Source organism: Adlercreutzia sp. CNCM I-6216, from assembly GCF_977113345.1.
This window is the reverse complement of the sequence record NZ_CDSBIE010000004.1, coordinates 244,643-263,720: the sequence shown is the minus strand read 5'-3', so window position 1 is coordinate 263,720 and position 19,078 is coordinate 244,643. Positions and strand designations below refer to the sequence as shown.

Annotated in this window: 14 protein-coding genes and 1 rRNA gene; all 15 read right to left on the bottom strand. The window is 62.4% G+C overall.

Annotated elements, in window-relative coordinates:
- Positions 1-188, bottom strand: a 16S ribosomal RNA gene (locus tag ACYVRU_RS05855); the annotation flags it as partial.
- A 475-nt stretch (positions 189-663) separates the two neighbouring features.
- Positions 664-1,461, bottom strand: coding sequence for an anti-sigma-I factor RsgI family protein (locus tag ACYVRU_RS05850; protein ID WP_302148432.1), 798 nt, complete (start codon positions 1,459-1,461; stop codon positions 664-666).
- Positions 1,458-1,916 (bottom strand): RNA polymerase sigma factor, encoded by a 459-nt coding sequence (locus ACYVRU_RS05845; protein WP_022738980.1) that lies wholly within the window; start codon positions 1,914-1,916, stop codon positions 1,458-1,460. Before ACYVRU_RS05845 ends, ACYVRU_RS05850 begins: the two co-directional genes overlap by 4 nt.
- A 47-nt stretch (positions 1,917-1,963) precedes the next feature.
- A complete protein-coding gene (locus tag ACYVRU_RS05840) occupies positions 1,964-2,392 on the bottom strand; it encodes a hypothetical protein (RefSeq protein WP_302148433.1) in 429 nt (142 codons plus the stop codon).
- 163 nt (positions 2,393-2,555) lie between these two features.
- Entirely contained in the window at positions 2,556-3,767 is a 1,212-nt protein-coding gene (tyrS, locus tag ACYVRU_RS05835) for a tyrosine--tRNA ligase (protein WP_461185826.1), read from the bottom strand.
- Between the two features lie 66 nt (positions 3,768-3,833).
- The gene (locus ACYVRU_RS05830) at positions 3,834-6,341 is read right to left on the bottom strand and encodes a U32 family peptidase (RefSeq protein ID WP_114538827.1); all 2,508 of its coding nucleotides are present in this window, start codon (positions 6,339-6,341) and stop codon (positions 3,834-3,836) included.
- Positions 6,331-6,840 (bottom strand): bacterioferritin-associated ferredoxin, encoded by a 510-nt coding sequence (locus ACYVRU_RS05825; protein WP_147270606.1) that lies wholly within the window; start codon positions 6,838-6,840, stop codon positions 6,331-6,333. Before ACYVRU_RS05825 ends, ACYVRU_RS05830 begins: the two co-directional genes overlap by 11 nt.
- A 159-nt stretch (positions 6,841-6,999) precedes the next feature.
- On the bottom strand, positions 7,000-9,192 hold the full coding sequence (locus ACYVRU_RS05820; protein ID WP_147272666.1) for a transglycosylase domain-containing protein: 2,193 nt from the start codon (positions 9,190-9,192) through the stop codon (positions 7,000-7,002).
- Positions 9,193-9,308: 116 nt separating this feature from the next.
- Entirely contained in the window at positions 9,309-10,715 is a 1,407-nt protein-coding gene (locus ACYVRU_RS05815; RefSeq protein WP_157012657.1) for an ATP-binding protein, read from the bottom strand.
- 164 nt (positions 10,716-10,879) lie between these two features.
- On the bottom strand, positions 10,880-11,695 hold the full coding sequence (locus ACYVRU_RS05810; RefSeq protein ID WP_114538823.1) for a hypothetical protein: 816 nt from the start codon (positions 11,693-11,695) through the stop codon (positions 10,880-10,882).
- A 395-nt stretch (positions 11,696-12,090) separates the two neighbouring features.
- Positions 12,091-13,476, bottom strand: coding sequence for an argininosuccinate lyase (gene argH, locus ACYVRU_RS05805; protein ID WP_157012658.1), 1,386 nt, complete (start codon positions 13,474-13,476; stop codon positions 12,091-12,093).
- An 84-nt stretch (positions 13,477-13,560) separates the two neighbouring features.
- A complete protein-coding gene (locus tag ACYVRU_RS05800; protein WP_022738953.1) occupies positions 13,561-14,943 on the bottom strand; it encodes an argininosuccinate synthase in 1,383 nt (460 codons plus the stop codon).
- A 639-nt stretch (positions 14,944-15,582) separates the two neighbouring features.
- Positions 15,583-16,818, bottom strand: a complete 1,236-nt coding sequence (locus ACYVRU_RS05795; RefSeq protein WP_022738949.1) for an aminotransferase class III-fold pyridoxal phosphate-dependent enzyme — start codon at positions 16,816-16,818, stop codon at positions 15,583-15,585.
- A gap of 9 nt (positions 16,819-16,827) precedes the next feature.
- Positions 16,828-17,775, bottom strand: a complete 948-nt coding sequence (argB, locus tag ACYVRU_RS05790; RefSeq protein ID WP_022738946.1) for an acetylglutamate kinase — start codon at positions 17,773-17,775, stop codon at positions 16,828-16,830.
- Positions 17,772-19,070 (bottom strand): bifunctional glutamate N-acetyltransferase/amino-acid acetyltransferase ArgJ, encoded by a 1,299-nt coding sequence (gene argJ, locus ACYVRU_RS05785; RefSeq protein ID WP_461185825.1) that lies wholly within the window; start codon positions 19,068-19,070, stop codon positions 17,772-17,774. Before argJ ends, argB begins: the two co-directional genes overlap by 4 nt.
- Positions 19,071-19,078: the final 8 nt, after the last annotated feature.

Below are 19,078 nucleotides of genomic sequence, written 5' to 3'. Positions count from 1 at the left end.
GCCTCCCCGGAGCATCCGGTATTAGCCGCCGTTTCCAGCGGTTGTCCCGGAGCGCGGGGCAGGTTGGTCACGTGTTACTCACCCGTTCGCCACTCTATACACGGCCGAAGCCGTCTTAATCGTTCGACTTGCATGTGTTAAGCACGCCGCCAGCGTTCATCCTGAGCCAGGATCAAACTCTCCGTTCGAACAGCGCCCGGAGGCGCCGACAGATCATGTGAGTGTGATTCTGTTTGAAAACTCTCCGTCGGGGCCTTAGGGCCCCTGACAGGGAAAAAGTTAAAGCTTGCTCTCTCGAATGTCCGTCTGACATCCGAGAAGACGTTTGTTCCGTCTCTCGAATTCCATCCTCAGTATCCGGTTGTCAAGGTTCCGCGGGAGGCTTCCCGCCCCGCCGCCCTCGCGAGCGGCGCAAGGAAATACTTTACAGGGACTCGCATCCCCCGTCAAGCGGTTCACGAAATCTCGACAACTTCGCTTTCCCGCTCGACGGGCCGCCCGGACCGCCGGGGGCGCCGCCTTCCGCACTTCCGAAAAAGGCAGCTCGCATATGATACAGCTCCCGGGATTTCGCGCAAGGGGGAATTTGAAAAATCTTTCATCCGCACGAATGGCCCCTGAGACGGCCGAAACTCCGTCGCAATACGTTATGCGTCGCCTCGTTTAATTGCCATGGCGGCCGTGACCATATCCCTTACCAGCCCCTTGGCCATGTCCGTGGCCCTCGTAGGAATCGCCCTCCTGGCCGCTGTGGCATGCGTCGATGCGATCACGCAGCTGACGCATAGTCATAGAAGCACACTCCTCGAGCGTGTATGAGGGATCGAGGCTCATCAGCTCTTGGGCAGCCTGATAGCGACCAACGCCCAAACCCGCCGCAGCTGCCGCATCGCGAGTGGCGCTATCGGCACGGCGACAAGCATGTTCACAGGATGCAGAGGACAGCGCCTCGTCGCTTTGAGCAACAAGGCTCTCCCCCAAGCGATTGTTCTCAGAAACCACGTTGACGTCAATAAACGCATCTTTCTCAGCATAAGAGCCGAATGCGTCACTCGACAGCAGCGCGCCGATGACGTCGCCGTAAGGGCGATTCAGCATATCAACAGCGCCGAGCACGACAGCGCCATCATCATTGAGCGCTTCGGCTTCAATCACGATACCGAACGTATTAACCGTAAGCTCAAGAGAGGGATTCACCTCAATGTCCACGAAAGCAGACGGCGCACGATACACGCCATAGGCACCGACAAGGGCCAGCGCGAGCAAAAGGCATGCGGCCCAAGCAGTGACGACACGTGCTCGCGGGCGACGCCGCAGGGAGGCGCGATGCACCTCAACAGAAGGAGCATCCGGCCGCCTCTTCCGCTCTTCCTCGAGAAGGGCCAGCGTGCGTCCGCGGAGCGCCTCGGAAGCATGCTGAGCATCGTAGGCCTCACGGATACGCTGCTCAAGATTGGTCATGAGAGGGCCTCCTTCAGCGTCTTTTTGCCGCGGGCAATCCAGGAATACACGGTATTCACGGGGACGTCGAGCATCGAGGCGATCTCCGGAGCCGTGTAGCCCTCGTACAGGGCAAGATACACGGGAGTGCGGGGAGGGTCATCGAGGTCGCTCATGGCATCGAGCACTTCTTTCACACGCGAATCGGGCTGAGCCTCCTCATCGCGGGACGCGAGCGATTCGAATGAGGTCTCATCAAGCGGCACATTCTTACTCGCAGCCGCCCGCCGCATATCGCGGCACGTGTTCGAAGCAACGCGAATCAACCACGCCTTGCGATGTTCCTCTTCACGAAACTGAACATCATCTGCGAGTGCGTATTTTAGAAATGAATTCTGGAACGCGTCCTCGGCATCCGCATGGCGACAAAGCGCCGTAAGGCAAACGCGCCACACGGTATCGCCATGACGCGCCATAGTCTCTTCTATGTCAGGGGCAGATCTCACGCACTCGCAGGGTTTGTTTAGCGAGCGCAGCCGTGACCGCCGCCATGGTGACGGCCATGGCCATGACCCTGGCCGTTCCCGCTGCCGTAGTTGTCGCAGACGCCATCACCGTCGGCATCCACGTAGCCCGGGCAGTTCGCTCCAGCACCGGCGCAGTTGTCGCATATGCCGTCGCCGTCGGCATCCACATACCCAGAGCACGCGCCGTCTTGGTAGTTGTCGCAGACGCCATCGCCGTCGGCATCAGCGTAGCCGGGGCACGCACCATTCTCATGCCGGTCGCACGCACCGTTGGCATTGCGGTCGGCGTAATTCGGACACGTCGCCGCAGCCGAACGGGAGCCGATCGCCATCGGCGACGACGGGGAAAGGGCGGCGAAAGCCACCGCCGGCACGCAAAGCGCCAACGCGAGCACCACGACAACAACGAAGGTAGACTTCTTCATAATTCAGGTTCCTCCTTGAGTTTTCTTCCGTCTCTGCAAGTAACACGATTCAGCCACGCGAATCCTTGCAACTTTTTTCATTTCTGGAAAAAACTCCTCTAAGCGGAAAACGCCGCTGGCACTCAGCCGGCAAACCTCAGCACACTTACGCCGGCCTCAAAAGCTACTCGAAGCGCACGAACTTCTTCTTCCCCACCTGCACCTCGGCGCCGGCGAGAACCTCGGGAGCCACGTTGTAGGCTTTGGGGGCAAGCGCCTCGCCGTTGACCTTCACGCCGCCGCCGTCGATAAGGCGACGCGCCTCGGAGGCGGTGCCAGCCACGCCGGCATCTACCAGAATCTTCGCCACATATACCAGGCCGTTCTCATCCGGCGTCAGATCGGGCGCGAAGACGGGGGCGTCGGCCGGGAAGCCGTGCTCCTTGAACTTGAGGTCGAAGTCGGCCTCGGCGGCCTCGGCGGCAACATCGTCGTAGTAGGCGGCCACGATGTTGCGGGCGAGCGCGCGCTTCACCTTGTTGGGATGCAGCTCGTCGGCGGCAAGGCCGGCCTCGATGCGATCGATTTCGTCCACGGCCTCGGTGGAGGCAAGGCGGTAGTACTTCACCATGAGCTCGTCGGGGATGGACATGACCTTCCCGAACATATTGGCCGGCTCGTCGGTCAGGCCAATGTAGTTGCCGTAGCTCTTCGACATCTTCTTCACGCCATCAGTGCCCTCAAGCAGTGGCAGCGTGAGGCAGACCTGGGGCTCCATGCCCATCTTCTCCATGAGCTCGCGACCGGCGAGCAGGTTGAACAGCTGGTCGGTGCCCCCGAGCTCCACATCGGCCTTGATGACCACGGAGTCGTAGGCCTGCATGACCGGGTAGAGGAACTCGTGCAGGCTGATGGACTGGCCCGACGTGTAGCGGTTGTGGAAGTCGTCGCGCTCTAAGATGCGAGCCACGGTGAAGTTCGCGAGAAGCTTCAGCAGCGACTCCATGTTCAAATCGAGAATCCACTCGGAGTTGTAGCGCAGCACGGTCTTCTCGGGATCGAGGATCTTGAACGCCTGGTCAACGTAGGTCTGCGCGTTCTCCTGGATCTTTTCGCGCGAGAGCTGCGGGCGCGTGGTGTTGCGCCCGGACGGGTCGCCGATGAGCGCCGTGCCGTCGCCGATGATGAGCGTCACTTGATGCCCCAGATCCTGGAACTGGCGCAGCTTGCGCAGGGGCACCGCATGGCCCAGATGGATATCGGGGGCCGTCGGGTCGACGCCGAGCTTCACGTTCAGCGGCACGCCGCGCTTGAGCTTCTCCAGGAGCGCCGATTCGGGCACGATCTGCGCCGTACCGGATTTGATAATGTGCAGTTGTTCCTCAGGAGTAAGCATGATGCCTCCGCTTTTCTTTAATATCGCGATACCTTTATACAAGTGCTGGAAATTCTAGCACAGCCGCTACGAGACGCCGCGGTAGAGGTGGCCGGAGGTGGTGTTGGGCATCTTCGCGATGGCGTTGCCGTCGTTTTGGGCCACGTGCAGGGCGCGAATGGCGCGCCCCACGGCGTGGGCCGTCTCCTCAGCGTTCATGAGGGTGGCGTCCACCATATAGGAGGAGATGCCGGCCGCGAGCAACTCGGGCATCGACGAGGCGATATCCAGTTCCACCGCGTTGTAGAGGTGGCTGCGGCCCATGGCGTCGGTGACGACCGGGAACTCGTAGCCCTTGCGATCCTTCAGCACATGGGGGCTCTTGCGACGCGGGCATTCGGCGCAGTTCTCGTCGCACGGGCCCTGGCTCATGAGCATGCAGTGCTCGGTGACCATGAGCTCCTGGGCGCCGATGAGCAGCACGCCCAGTTCCACCGGGGCATCTTTGGCAACCTCTTCGATTTGCCGCAGCGTGAGCTCCGGCGAGAGCCACACGCGCGCGGCACCGAACTCGCTGGCGACGGCCAGGGAGAGCTGGTTGGTAATGGGCACATGGGAGCCGACATCGAGCAGCGCCCCCTCTTCGGAAGCCCGTTCCATAGCACCGAGGCTTTCGGCCAGAAGCGGCTTGCCCTCGGCAGCATACTTCCACACGTCGGCATCGACGACCGCTTCGCGCGCGCCGCCAACGGCCTCGTGATCGGCCACAGGCATGATGGGAATGCAGCCCTTGGGGTAGCCGGCCTGCTCGGCAGCGGCGTTCTTCTGGCCGGCGATAACCGCCTCGCCGCGCCGGTAGTTCAGAGCCGGCACATAGATGATGTGCGCGCCGGCGCGCTTGGCGGCGCGAGCGCAAGCGGGGTTCGTGACCGTGACGGCCACGCGGCAGCCGGTGGGACGCGCTGCGGGCAGAGGCTCGCGCGGAGTAGTGCGGGGCAGGGTGCGCCCGTGGCCCTCGGCGGTAAGCGCCTCGGTGAGGACGTCCAGCGCCGCCGCGCGCACGCCATGCAGGGCCGAGAAGCCGATGCCGACGCCGTCGTCCATATCGATGGTGAGGTTCACCAGCTGGTAGGGCGTGTTGCCAAGGCGGTCGATGTGGGCGGCGACGTCGTCGAAGGAGACGGCGCGGGTGCGAGCCGCCTCTACGGGCGCGCCTTCGGCGACACCGGAAACCCCATCGGGGAAGGCAGCTTGCAGGCGACGGGCAACGGCGAGGGTGGTGCGGGGAGCGCCTTCGATATCGGCCTCGGCTGCGGGGTGGAACTCCATGCGAAGAGGCTCGCCGATGTGGAGGGTGGCGGTGCCGACGAGGGGCACGCGGGGCTCACGGGCGTCGTCTTCGAAGGCGGCCTCGGCACTGCGGACGCGGAAAACGCGGTCGCCGGCCTTCACCGTGCGCGTCTTGCCTTCCAGCGGCAAATGGTAGCGGCCCTTCTTGTCGGTGCGCACCGGCCCCAGCGTCAGCGTGCCGTTGCCCTTGCGCGTCCAGAACTCCAGGACGTCGCCTTCTGTCAGAGCATGGGCGCTCTTCAAATAGGCGGCGCCATCGCGCACCTCGTCGACGCGGCCGAGGAACAGGCCGCGGTTGTTGGGACGCTGGTAACTCATGATATCGTTGCCGCGCTTGCCGTCCAGATAAGCCGTGGTGAAACCGCGGGAGAAGGCATCGGTGAGGCGGTCGCGATCGGCATCGGTGATAGCCGCGTTCTCCTTCGCCAAAGCAGCATCGAGAGCTTTACGATAGACGGAGGTCACGGCGAAGACGTACTCGGGCGACTTCATGCGGCCCTCGATTTTAAGCGACGCCACGCCGGCGGCCACGAGGTCGTCCACGCGATCCACCGTGCACAGATCCTGGGGCGAAAGCAAGTGATCGCCCGGCGAGGGAAGGCTCTTCTGCAGAGCCTTGTTCTGCAGCTCATAGGGAAGCCGGCACGCTTGAGCGCACATCCCCCGGTTGGCCGAGCGGCCGCCGATCATGGAGGACATGAAGCACTGGCCCGAGTAGCACACGCACAATGCGCCGTGGGCGAACACCTCCACTTCCATCCCCTCTTCGGCCGCCGCCGCGCACAGAAGGGCGATCTCGTCCAGCGACACCTCACGGGCGAGCGTAATGCGCTCGGCCCCTAAGCGGGCCGCCGCGCGCACGCCGGCGAGGTTGTGGGTGTTCATCTGCGTGGAAAGGTGCAGCGACGCTTCGGGGAGCGTGCGGGAGATCTCCGCAGCCAGGCCGATGTCCTGTACGATGAAGCCGTCGGCTCCGGCGCGGTAAGCCTGGCGCACGCATTCCAAGGCCTCCCCTACCTCGTCGGGCAGGATGATGGTGTTCATGGTGACGTAGACGGAAACCCCGCGCAGATGCGCGAAGTCGCAGGCCTCCCGCAGCGTCTCCAGGGTGAAGTTGTCGGCCCCGCGCCGCGCATTGAAGGTCTCAAACCCCAGATACACCGCATCGGCCCCGCCAGCCACCGCCGCATGCAGCGCCGCCATATTGCCGGCCGGCGCCAGCAGTTCTACTTGATTAGTCTTCATTCAGCTTCAAAGCCTCTTCGTCGGCGGCCTTCAGTTTGTCGATGCCCTCGTTGTAGGCGTCTTGGATTTCCTTCACGCGCCCGTCGTAGGCGCTGAAGTCGAAGGGCGCCTCCTCGGTTGCGCTGCTGATCTCCGTGTACAAATCGATGTAGCTGTTCAGGGCATCCTTCAGCTTGTTGCAGCCGTCGACGTAGTTCGTCTGCAGGTCTTTCATGGCGTCCGGCGTATCGATGGCCGCCAGAGCGTCAATGGCCTCGAAGGCGCTGTTGGCCTTGTTGCGCATATTGACGACGCTCTCCTGAGCCACCGCCTCGTCGAATTCGCCGAGGCGCGTGTTCAGCTCCTCCACCGCCTGGTTGACCTTGGTCATGTAGGTGCGATTGGCCTGCTGCTGGTCGGTGGCTCCAGTGGCCGGCGACTGGCAACCGGCAAGAGCGCCGAGGGCCAAAGCCGCGCCAAGGGCCACAGCCAAAACCCGCGCGATGGTACGTTTCCTCATGATTTCTCCCGTCTTCGGTACCTTGAGGCACCGGTTGCTTGCTCAGGGCAGCCTCGTCGAGCGAGGCTTTGGTTTCTCATTCGCTATGATAGCAGTCCGCACCCCCGGGCCCGTACCGCCGTCACGGTATCGCAACAATTATGTCGCGGCTACGCTGCTTTAGGCACCCTCGCCGCCACCGTCGTCCGGGGCTGGGTCGGGCGTCGGCTCCGGCGTCGGCTCCGGCGTTGGCTCGGGCTCCGGGGTAGGCTCCGGCGTCGGTGTCGGTGTCGGCTCGGCGTTGCCGCCGCCCTCGTTGCCCTCTCCGCCTTCGTTGCCGCCGTTCTCGTCGCCGTCGCCCTCGGGCGTCTCCTCATCATCCTGCTTCGTGGTCACCTCGGTGTCGTCTTTCTTTTTCTTGGAAGAGTAGTAGCCGCCGATATGGTTGTCCTCGTCGCGGTAATCCTTCTTGTACTCGGGCTTATCTGCCTCGAAGAACTTCACCGTCTGCGTCGGGGAGATCATCTTGTCGATGAAATCGCCGAAGACGCTGGCCGCCGTCGTAGTCGTCGCCTGGGCCTCGGAATAGTCGGAGCGGTCACCCAGCCAGATGGCCACGGCGTACTGCGGGGTCACACCGCAGAACCAGCTGTCCTTCTTGTCGTCGGTGGTACCGGTCTTGCCTCCGGCCTCCTGGCCGTTATCGGGACGAGCCGCCTTGCCAGTGCCGTTGTCGATGACCACTTCCATGCAGTCGAGCGCCGCCCGAGCCACTTCGCGAGAGAACACCCGCTCGCCCGTGGGGTCGGTGTTGTCCACGATAACGTTGCCGTTCTTGTCCTCGATGGAGATGATGCACTCCGGATCGTAGTGGACGCCGCCGTTGGCCACCGTGGCATAGGCGTCAGCCATTTCGAGCGGCGTGACCGAACCGATGCCCAGGGTAAGGCCCGCCACCGCCGGCAAATCGGAGGTGATACCCATGGCGTGGGCCATCTCGATCACCTTATCGACGCCCACGGAGAGAAGCAAGCGAATAAACGCCGTGTTCGACGACACGCCGAAAGCGCTCTTGATGGTGCGCGTGCCGTAATCGGCCTTATCGTTGTTGTAGACAGGCTCGCCGCCCTCCAAATCAACCTTGTAGCCAGCATCGATGAGCGTTTCCGGGTCGATGCCCTCGTTGATAGCCGCCAAAAGCGTGAACAGCTTGAACGACGATCCGGCCTGACGGCCCGCGCCGCCCTCGCCCGTGGCCATGTTCACCTGGGAGCTCTCGTAATCGCGACCGCCCACCAGCGCGTCGATGTAGCCGTTCTCGGGGTTCACAACGGCCATGGCCACCTCGAAGGGATCGCCGGCCTCCTCTTCCTTTTCGGCCGCAGCCTCTTCGGCGGCGGTCTGGGCCTCGATATCCAGCGTCGTGATCACCTTCAACCCGCCCTTGAACAGCTCGGAGGTGGAATAGGCGTACTTGCCCTCGGGGTTGGTCAGCTGGTTGCGCACGTAGCTCGTGAAGTAGGGGTAGGCCAGAATGCCCGTCATGGAGGGCTCGGAGGGGTTCAGCTCGATGGGCTCGGCCTTCACCGCGTCGGCCTCCTCCGCCGTGATAACCCCGTTGGACACCATGCGGTCGAGCACGGTGTTGCGGCGCTTCAGGCAGTTGTCCGGATAATCGATGGGGTTATTGTAGGTGGGCGACTGGGGAATGCCCACGAGCGTGGCCGCCTCGTTCAACGTGAGGTCCTTCGCGTCCTTGGAGAAGTAGCGCTCGGCGGCGGCCTCGATACCGTAGGCACCGGAACCGTAGTTGATAGTGTTCAGGTACATGAGCAGGATCTCGTCTTTGGAGTACTGCTCTTCCAGCTTCTGGGAAATGTACATCTCGCGGATCTTGCGCTTGAAGGAGATGTCGCGCATCTCGTCGGAAAGAATCGTGTTGCGCACGAACTGCTGAGTGATGGTGGAGGCGCCCTCCAGCTCGCCGCCCATGAGGTTGTTCACGAGCGCGCGGGCCACACCGAGGTAATCGACGCCGGAGTGGGTGTAGAAGCGCTCGTCCTCGGTGGCGACGGTGCCCTTCAGCACGTACTCGCTAATCTGGTCGAGAGCCACCGGGTCGCGATTCTCCAGCTGGAACTCGGCGAGCAGCGTCGTGCCGTCCGATGCGTAAACCATGGTTGGCTGCGCCGTGTTGTAAGCGTCGGCGTTCTGGTAGTCGGGCAGATCCTCCAGCCAGGAGTTGCACAGCGTCACCACGCCGAACACGCCCGCCGCGAGAAAGGCGACGAACACGCCCAGCACCGACAAAACGATGACCTTCTTATTCTTTACTTTCGTGCCCTTACGGCCCTTCATTGCGCGAGAACCCACGAATTAACCTCCATCAGTTATAGGTCTGGCCATTTTACCAATGAGTTATGGAGGGTTCATAAGATGGAGCCGCCACCAGGAAATGCGCAGAGGACGAGGGGCTTCCCATTCTGCCCTTATCGATGCCGATACAAGTCATCCAGCGTTACCGAAAATTCGTCGCCAGACGCCTTCATCTTTCGCAAGGTGGCCGTCGAAAGAGGGTTCTTCGAGAACAAGTAGAAGAATTCGATGCGGTAGCCCTTGACGAGATCGGCGCGGTGGTGCAGCTTCTCCAGCACTTCCGTCTCGTCGAACGAGTTGCGCCACTTGCACTCCCCTATTAAGGCCGTTTTGCTGGCGCGGTCTGCGGCCACGACATCGACGTCATCCTGCTGGCGAAGCGCCGGATCGGTTCCCCACCATTGCCCGAATGACGAGGCCCGTATCGGAAGGCGTCCCGCCAGGGACTCTTCGAGAAGCCATTGGGAGCACACGCGTTCAAACCGATGACCGAGGTAGGTTCCGAGTACTTCGTCGGAAAGCCCCTCAGCGACAATACGACCGGCACCTCCCTCGATGTCTCCAACTGCCGGCATGACAAAGGTATACCAAAAGTCGTAGCAGGCATCGGCGAAACGGTAGAGTCCTTTGCGCGAAGTTTGAGGGTTCTCTCCAAAAGGGACGACGCGCTCGATGATGTCAAGGCGTTCTAGAGTTGCCAAGTACTTCGACACCGCCGTCGCCTCAAGTCCCGCGCGAGCAGCAATCTCGCCGCGCCGCGTTGCCCCCGAGCCTATGGCGCGAAGAATCGAGTTGTACACAGCCGGTTCGCGCAACTCCTGTCGCAACAGCATAAGAGGCTCTTCATAGAGCAATCCGTCAGTCGAAAAAAACAGATCGGCGATGTTGTCGAGGAACGGCCGACTTTCATCAATCTGCGCCAGATAATAGGGCACCCCGCCCACGCAGGCGTAGTACCGAAAAGCGTCTTCTGCGCTTACCGTTGGAACCATGCGCGCTGACGTTAAATAGTCGAAGGGCCGCACACGAATCTGCGCCGTGCGGCGGCCGTGCAAGGGGCTCTTTTTGCCCAGCACCTCGCTCTCCATGAATCCCTGATCACTTCCGCATAGCGCAAGACACGCCTTCGTTTGAGCGAAATGATGGTCTATGGCGATTTGCATTTTCGAAACCAGCGACGGATTAGCCTCAGCAGCATAGGGAAACTCGTCGAATACGAAAAGGAACGGTTCTCGCCGAGCCTGCTCCGCGAGAAACTGCAGAGCACCATCCCAACCGTCGAACCTTGTTCCCGGCGGCAGCGAGAAAAACTGCGCAATCTCGACACTGAAATCAGCCAGGTTATCCGCGTCAGTCTGCTGCTGAGCCGTGAAGAAAAGCGTCGGCTTGTCCTGGGCGAAATGAGTTAGCAGGGTCGTCTTGCCCACACGACGTCGTCCATACACCACCACCATCTGGAAGACATCAGCATCATAGGCCCGCTCAAGCGTCTCCAACTCGTTTTCACGTCCGACGAACAACGGCACTCCTTACAGCAAAATAAGATACTCACGATTATTATAATCACGAGTATCTTATTTGCAACTAGCTATTCGCGTCTTCGTTCGTAGACAAGTCTCTTTCGCCGGAGCGCTTTCACCAGACATACGAGGTAACGGGCTCCACGACAAATCTCTGGCAAACGTTAGCCAACGGAATCCCTGTACATTTCGCTCCACGAGTCGTCATACAGACGATACAACTTGCTCCAGTTGTCGTCATAGGCACGATATTGATCGGTCCACGAGTCATCGTAAGCACGATACATGTCAGTCCATGTATCTGAAACAACTTTGTATTCCTCCGTCTCATAACCAGAGTTGATGGCCCCATCATACTGCTCGTACGAGTCTTTGAGCAGTCGGTCCCACGCCTCGTAATAGTCTTTCATGGCATCGTCCCACACCCCATAGCCATCCTCCATGGCTCTTGACCAAGTCTTATAATCGTCCAGCCCTTTTTCTCGGACAAGAGCATAATAGTCCGTCATACCAGCAAGGATTGACTCATACAGAGCTTCCGAACGCTGCAAAGCAAAATCGTAAGCATCTTGAACTTGGCTCGAATTGTCTGCATACCCCTGGTAAGTGTCACCAACCGCAGTATTAATCTCGCTGAACCTGCTTTCGAGATCGGACGAGGCTGCTTCTGTCTCGCTTTTAATCGCGCTCAGCTTAGCGTCAAGCTCATTATCTCCGGTAATAACCTCGACCTCTTCTGCCGGCAACTCAGCAGCAGAAGATTTTTCTTCCCCCTCGTCATCGCTAACGCTCTCAGCGTCTTGAGCACTTTCAGTAGATTTTTGCGCATCTGTCTGTGCAGACTCCGGGGTCGATGGAGAATCGTACGCACCTCCTGTCACCTGAGCGCAGCCCGCACACCCCAGCAAGGCCAAAGCGAAAACCACAGCGAAAGCCAATCTTGTTGCAACGGCCTTCTTCGAATCATCTTTGCCAAACACGCGATCGTCCTTTCCGTCGTTGCGTCTCGAAAGCTAGATGACGGCCAACTCGACACGTAAGCCACATCCTCTTTGACTCACTGCGAGCGAACGCGCGAAAGAGGAGAGCATCCACCGCAGTCACCACAACCGCAAGGACTTCAGAACGGGCAAACCGCACGAAAACCTTGAATGGCAGATGCTCTCCTGCCCTGGTTTTCGATGCAGCTGTACCGCAGCTCTGAAGTTGTATGCAAGCATGTCACTTGCGGTTGTGGTGGCTCGATTATAGCAAAGCCCAAATCGAAAGACAGCATAGAGAAAGCTGCGGCGCAAGCGGAGTCGCTTGTGCCGCAGCGGGATACAGCAGAATTCTCGATTTACCAAACTACGCTTAAACGCGCTTTGGCAATAAACTAAGCTCCAAAACCGACGAGTTGCGCCTTGGCGGCCGCCAGCTGCACGCGCACCGCTTCGGGGGCCGTGCCGCCGAAGGTGGTGCGGGCGGCGACGATGGCGGGCAGGTTCAGGCATTCCACGATATCGGATTCGAAAAGATCGCTCTCCGCCTTGAAATCGTCCAGCGTGAGGTCTTCCAAATCGCAGCCGCGCTGCTCGCAGGTGAGCACCAGATGCCCCACGATCTCGTGGGCCCGACGGAAGGGCAGGCCCTTCTTGGCCAGGTAGTCGGCCACATCCGTCGCGGCCAGATATCCCTTCTTCGCCTGGGTGGCCATGGCGTCGGCGTTCACCGTCATGGTGGCGATCATGCCGGCAGCGCATACGTAGCAGTCCTCCAGGGTGTCGGCGGCGTCCATGGCGCCCTCCTTGTCCTCCTGAAGATCCTTGTTGTAGGCGAGCGGCAGCGACTTCAGCGTCATCATGAGGGCCACCAGATCGCCCACGACCCGGCCCGACTTGCCGCGGATGAGCTCCGCGAAATCGGGGTTCTTCTTCTGGGGCATGATGGAGGAGCCGGTGGAGTAGGCGTCCGACAGCGTGATGAAGCCGAACTCCGCCGACGACCACAGCACGATCTCCTCGCACAAACGCGACAGGTGCAAACACGACACGCTACAGGCGTAGATGAGGTCGAGCAGAAAGTCGCGGTCGGACACAGCATCGAGCGAGTTCGGGATGGGATGGTCGAAGCCGAGCGCCTCTGCGGTGGCGAAGCGGTCGAGCGGGTAGGTGGTTCCGGCCAACGCGGCAGCTCCCAAGGGGCACGCGTCAGCGGCATTGCGGGCGGCGGCGAGACGATCGTAGTCGCGGGCGAGCATCTGCACGTAGGCGAGCATATGGTGCGAGAACAGCACCGGCTGGGCATGCTGCAGGTGCGTGTAGCCCGGCAGGATGACGTCGAAGTTCGCTTCGGCCTGGGCGATGAGCGCCTCGCGCAGGGCGACGTTGGCGGCCATGAGCTCGCCGGCGCGACGCTTGGCGTACAGGCGCGTGTCCGTGGCCACCTGGTCGTTGCGCGAGCGGCCCGTGTGCAGCCGAGCCCCGGCATCCCCCACGCGGCGGGTCAGCTCCGCCTCGATGGCCATGTGGATGTCCTCGCTTTCCATCACGTCGAACGTGAGCGCGCCGGAGGTGATGTCGGCCAGAATGCCCTGGAGCCCTTCTGCAATGGCTTCGGCATCGGCGGTCGCGATGATGCCCTGGGCGGCCAGCATGTTAGCATGGGCGATAGAGCCGGCGATGTCCTCGACGTAGAGTCGCTGATCCACGGGCAGCGACGCCCCGAAGCGCTGGGTAAAGGCATCGGCGCCTTCGGTGAATCTTCCAGACCACAGTGCCATAGTGTCTCCTCGGTAAATCGGTAAGCCAGGCGGGCGCCCCTCAAGACCGCCCGCTCCCCTCGTTGTCGTGCTCGTTGAGCGTCCCTAGGCCGTGACGGCGTCGGCGCCTTCCAGAATCTCCTCGGCTTCCTCCACCACGGCGCTCATCTTGCCGTAAGCGGTGTTCGCGAGGTTCACGTCGTCGTAGGAGGGCATGCGCGCGCCCGTGGCGAGCCGGTTTTTCGCCCACACCTTGCAGGACAGGCCGTGGATGTCGATGAAGCCCTTGGCGGCCTGATGGTCGAAAGCGTCGTCGGCATCGTAGGTGGCCAGGCCGAAATCATACAGCGAGTAGGTGCTCTTGCGTCCCACCACGGTGCAGGAACCCTTGAAGAACTTCAGCTTCACCGTGCCGGACACGCATTGCTGGGTGTGGGCGAGGAAGGCGTCGAAGGCCTCCTTCAGCGGCGAGAACCACAGGCCGTTGTACACCTGCTCGGCCCAGGTCTGCTCGATGGCGAGTTTGTGGTGCAGCACGCCCCGCTCCAGGCACAGATCCTCCAGGGCCTTGTGAGCCTGGATGAGGGCCAGACCGCCCGGCACCTCGTAGCACTCGCGGCTCTTCACGCCCACGAGCCGGTTCTCCACCATATCGATGCGGCCGTAGCCGTTGGTGCCGGCGATATCGTTCATGGCGTAGATGATGTCGAGGAAGCTCATCGGAGTGCCGTCAAGCGCACAGGGAACGCCCTGATCGAACTCGATTTCCACATAGGTGGGCTCGTCGGGCGCGCAGGCCGGATCGCACGTCATCGTCCAAATATCCGCCGGCGGCTCGCACCAGGGATCCTCCAGCACGCCGCACTCGATGGCCCGGCCCCACAGGTTGTCGTCGATGGAGTAGGGCTTGTCGGTGGTGGCCTTAACCGGCACGCCGTGGGCCGCCGCCCATTCGATCTCGTCGGCCCGGCAGCCGAGATCCCAGTTGCGCACCGGGGCGATGATGGTGAGCGCCGGATCCAGCATGAGCACCGAGGACTCGAAGCGCACCTGGTCGTTGCCCTTGCCCGTGCAGCCATGGGCCACGTACTTGGCGCCGAACTGATGGGCCACCGCCACGAGGTGCTTGGCGATGAGCGGCCGCGAGAGCGCGCTCACGAGTGGGTACTTGTTCTCGTACATGGCGTTGGCGGCCATGGCGCAGGCGAGGTACTCGTTGGCGAAGGTCTCCCGCATGTCGATGACCGCGCAGCCGATGGCACCGGTGGCGAGCGCCTTGGCCTTGATGGCCTCGAGGCCCTCGTGCTCCTGGCCGAGGTCGCCCACGACGGCGATGACGTCGAGATCGTATTCCTCTTGCAGCCATTTGATGCACACGGAGGTGTCGAGGCCGCCGGAGTAGGCGAGCACGCACCGTTCCTTCTCGCCGGGGGCCGGCTTGGCGGAGATCTGCGGGGCGTCGTGAAGGGATGAGTTCGTCGTAGTCATGGGAGTTGCCTTTCGTGTCGGGAGCTGCTTTTGGGTTTCCTTATGGGGTGCCCGGCTCGCTTTGCGATGGAAAGGCGTGGCGTGAAGTCGCGTCTGGGACGATGCGCAGGGTTCCTGCGCGATGGTGCTTGAGGTTTCGAAGAGGAACTTCGGGAGGCCACGGCCTTTGGCGGACCCGGGCGGGGCCGCGCGGCGGTGCGCTGAGCGCGCGAAAAGATCTGCTACGCGCGTCGGCGTCGCAGAGAAGAGGTACGTCGGCGTCGGTCGACGTAAGCCGTGGCGAGGAACTGGGGGCACGGGGCAGCAGCAGCGATTCCGCTGTGCTTGGAAGCTATGAGAGCTGCTGCCTGCATCGTGACAATTCCTTTCAAGTACGCGCAGCCGTCCGAGTTATGGGGCCCTGGCGCCTTGCGCCGTAAGCCCTCGGCTGTGCGGTTGACGGCATTATGCCCTAATTTATGAGTCGTCAACCCCGAATTTCAAAATTTTTGCGGAAACGGCGCAATTTAATTGTGCACTGTGCTGTGCAGTTGCACAAAAATTTGCTTATTCTACCTGGGAAATTGTGCGCTTATATACAAGAGCGACCCAAGCTTTTTGTGCAAGGGTCGCTCGATGATGGCTCGATGTGATGGCGTTTTACAGCAACTGCTCCAGCTTCTGAACCAGCACGTCCACGTCGGCTTCCGTGCAGATGAGCGGGGGCAGGAAACGCAGCGTATGGGGGCCGGTGGCGTTCAGGACGAGGCCCGCTTCCAGGCCGGCGGCCACCACATCGGGAGCCGACGGCGCCTCATGGGTGAGGTCGATACCGTTCATAAGGCCGAAGCCGCGCACCTCCTGCACGTGGGGCAGTCGGGCCAGCCGCTCGCGCATGTAGGCGCCGACCGACTCGATCTGCGCCCCCATACCTGGGGCGAGCAGCGTGGACAGCGTCACGTGGGCCGCGGCCATGGCGATGTTCGAGCCGCCGAAGGTGGTGCCGTGATCGCCCGGCGCGAACGCCGCCGCGATGGAGCTTTTGGCCGCGCAGGCGCCGGCCACCACACCAGAGGCGATGCCCTTGGCCATGGTGACGATGTCGGGCAGCACCCCGAAGTTCTGGAACCCGTAGGGCAGCCCCGTGCGGAAGATGCCACTCTGCACCTCGTCGCAGATCATGAGCGCACCGTGCTCTTCGGTGAGGCGGCGGATGGCGCCGACGAACTCCTCGGTGCAGGGATGTACGCCGCTCTCGCCCTGGATGCACTCGATCATGACGGCGCAGATGCGGTCGCCCTGGGTCTCGAACAGGCGCTCGAGCGCTTCCACGTCGTTGATGGGCGTGGCCGTGAACCCGGCCGGCAGCGGCTGGAAAGCCTCCTGCTTGGCCGGCTGGGCCGTGGCCGCAAGCGTCGCCAAGGTGCGGCCGTGAAAGCTCTTGGCCAGCGTGACGATGAGGCGCGGGGCCAGCTCGGCATCTTTGCCGGCGGCTTCCGTGCGGCGACGGGCGTACAGGCGCGCCAGCTTGATGGCGCACTCGTTGGCCTCGGCGCCGGAGTTCGCGAAGAAGGTCTTCCACGTCTCGGGGCTCGGCTCATCGACGTAGGCGTTCAGCATGTTCGACAGCAGCTGGGCCACTTCCCCGCGGTGCTCGATGTAGTAGTAGTTGCTCACGTGGATGAGCTTGGCCGCCTGATCGCTCACGGCCTGCACGATGGAGGGGTGGCAGTGGCCGAGGCTGCAGACACCGATGCCGGAGAGGAAATCGAGGTACTCGTTGCCGGCATCGTCGATGAGCGTCATGCCGTGGCCTTCGACGAATTCCACGGGCTTGCGGGCGAAGGTGCCCATCACGTATTCGGATTCCAAAGCCATTTCGCGGGCGAGAGTCATGGGATGCTCCTAACGGTTTTCAATGAGTTTGGCGGCGAATTTGCTCACCGGCGAGACGTTCAGGAACTGGGCGGAAGCGAGGCCGCCCACCATGGTTCCCATGCCGGAGTCGGTGAGCATTTCCAGCAGAAGCGCATGGGGCACCGTGCCGTTGATGATATGGGCCGCGCTGACGCCGGAATCGAGGGCGCGCACGCAGCTCGCCAGCTTCGGAATCATGCCCGAGGCCAGCTTGTCGCCGCGCACCATGGCCTCGGCCTCCCCCAGCGACATCTCGGCGATAAGCGAGTCGGGGTCGGGGTAGTTCTCGTAGAGGCCGTCCACATCGGTGAGGAAGATGATCTTGTGGGCGCCGATGGCCGCGGCGATGTAGCCGGCAGCAACGTCGGCGTTCACGTTGTAGCAGCCACCGTCCTCGCCAATGGCGATGGAGGCGATGATGGGAATGTAGTCGTCGGCCACCAAGTCCTCGATGAGCGGCGTGTTGATGCGCGTGATCTTGCCCACACGCCCCAGCCGCGGATCGGCCTGCTCGGCCACGATGATGCCGGCGTCGGTGCCCGACACGCCCACGCCCATGTTGCCATGGGCGTTCATGGCCTCCACCAGCTGCTGGTTCACTTCGCCCGTGAGCACCATGCGCACAAGATCCATGGCGTCGTCGGTAGTGACGCGCTGGCCATCGACGAACTCCACCGGCAGATCGAACTTGGCGAAGGCGCGGTTGATGGCCTTGCCGCCCCCATGGACGAGCACCGGGTTCACGCCCAGGATCTTCAAAAGCACGATGTCGGCCATGACCTCGGCGGCCAGCTGGGGGTTCTCCATGGCCGAGCCGCCGTACTTGATGACGATGGTCTTGCCCGTCACCTGCTTGAGCCATGGCATGGCCTCGTAGAGGATCTCGCCGGTGCGTACGGGTACGCCCTCGGCGCGAGCTTCGTTAGCGTATTTCATGAGCGGTAGTCTCCATTGATCGTCACGTACTCGTGCGAGAAGTCGCAGGTCCACATCGTGGCCGACTCCTCCCCCGCGTGCAGATCCACCTCGATGGCCACTTCGGGTTCTTCGAAGCGACGCAGGGCCTCTTCTTCGTCGAAATCGACCACCAGACCGGCACGGCACACGGGCAGGCCCAGTATATCGATATCCACGTCCTCCTGATTGAAACGAGCACCGGACCGTCCGAGGGCGGCGGCAACACGGCCCCAGTTGGCATCGTGTCCGTAGACGGCGGTCTTCACGAGCGGCGAATTCGCCACCGTACGAGCAGCCGCATCGGCGTCGTCAGCCGTGGCGGCCCCACGCACGGTGACGGTGATGAGGCGCGTGGCCCCCTCGCCGTCGGCGGCCATCTTGCGGGCGAGCGTCGTCGCAAGCTGATCGAGGGCGCGCTGGAAGGCGTCGAAGGCCGGTGTGCCGGGCGTGAAAGCGGGGCCGTCGGGCGCGGCAGCGCCAGATGCCAGGGCGAAGCAGGTGTCGTTGGTGGAGGTGTCGGAGTCCACCGTGACTTTGTTGAAGCTCTTGTTCACCGCCGCCGTGAGGGCCTGCGACAGATCGGGCGCCGCGATGGGCACATCCGTGGTGATGACGGCGATCATAGTGGCCATGTTCGGCATGATCATGCCCGCGCCCTTGCACATACCGCCCACCGTGAAGGTGACGCCCGGGTATCCGATGCCGTCGCCGAAGAAGCTGACCGAGCCGTGCTTGGGGCAGGTGTCGGTGGTCATGATGGCGCGGGCCGCCGTCAGGCCCTGGGATGCGCGGCCGGCGAGATCGTCGGCCACTTTCGCCATGGCCGCAAGCGCCGCCGGCACGCCCTCCGCGAAGGGCGCAAGGCGCAGGTGCTGGCCGATGACGCCCGTAGAGGCCACGAGCACCTCGTCGGCCGGGCAGCCCACGGCCTCACCGACGAGCTCGGCGGTCTTGCGGGCGTTTTCCAAACCGATCTCGCCCGTGGCGGCGTTCGCGATGCCAGAGTTGACGACGACGGCCCGGGCGCACCCGTAGGCGGGAGATCCGGCGCCTCCTTCGTTCAGGTGCTCGCGGGACACGCGCACGGGCGCCGCGCAGAACACATTGGTCGTGAAGGTGGCCGCCGCCGCACAGGGCTCGTCGGCCACGACGAGCGCCATGTCGAGACGCTCCGGGTCGGCCCTAAAGCCCGCGTGCACGCCCACAGCGGAAAAGCCGAGCGCGCTGGCCGCATTGCCCTCAGGATCGAAAGCGAAAGTGTCGTTCTCGGTCATAGGTCCTC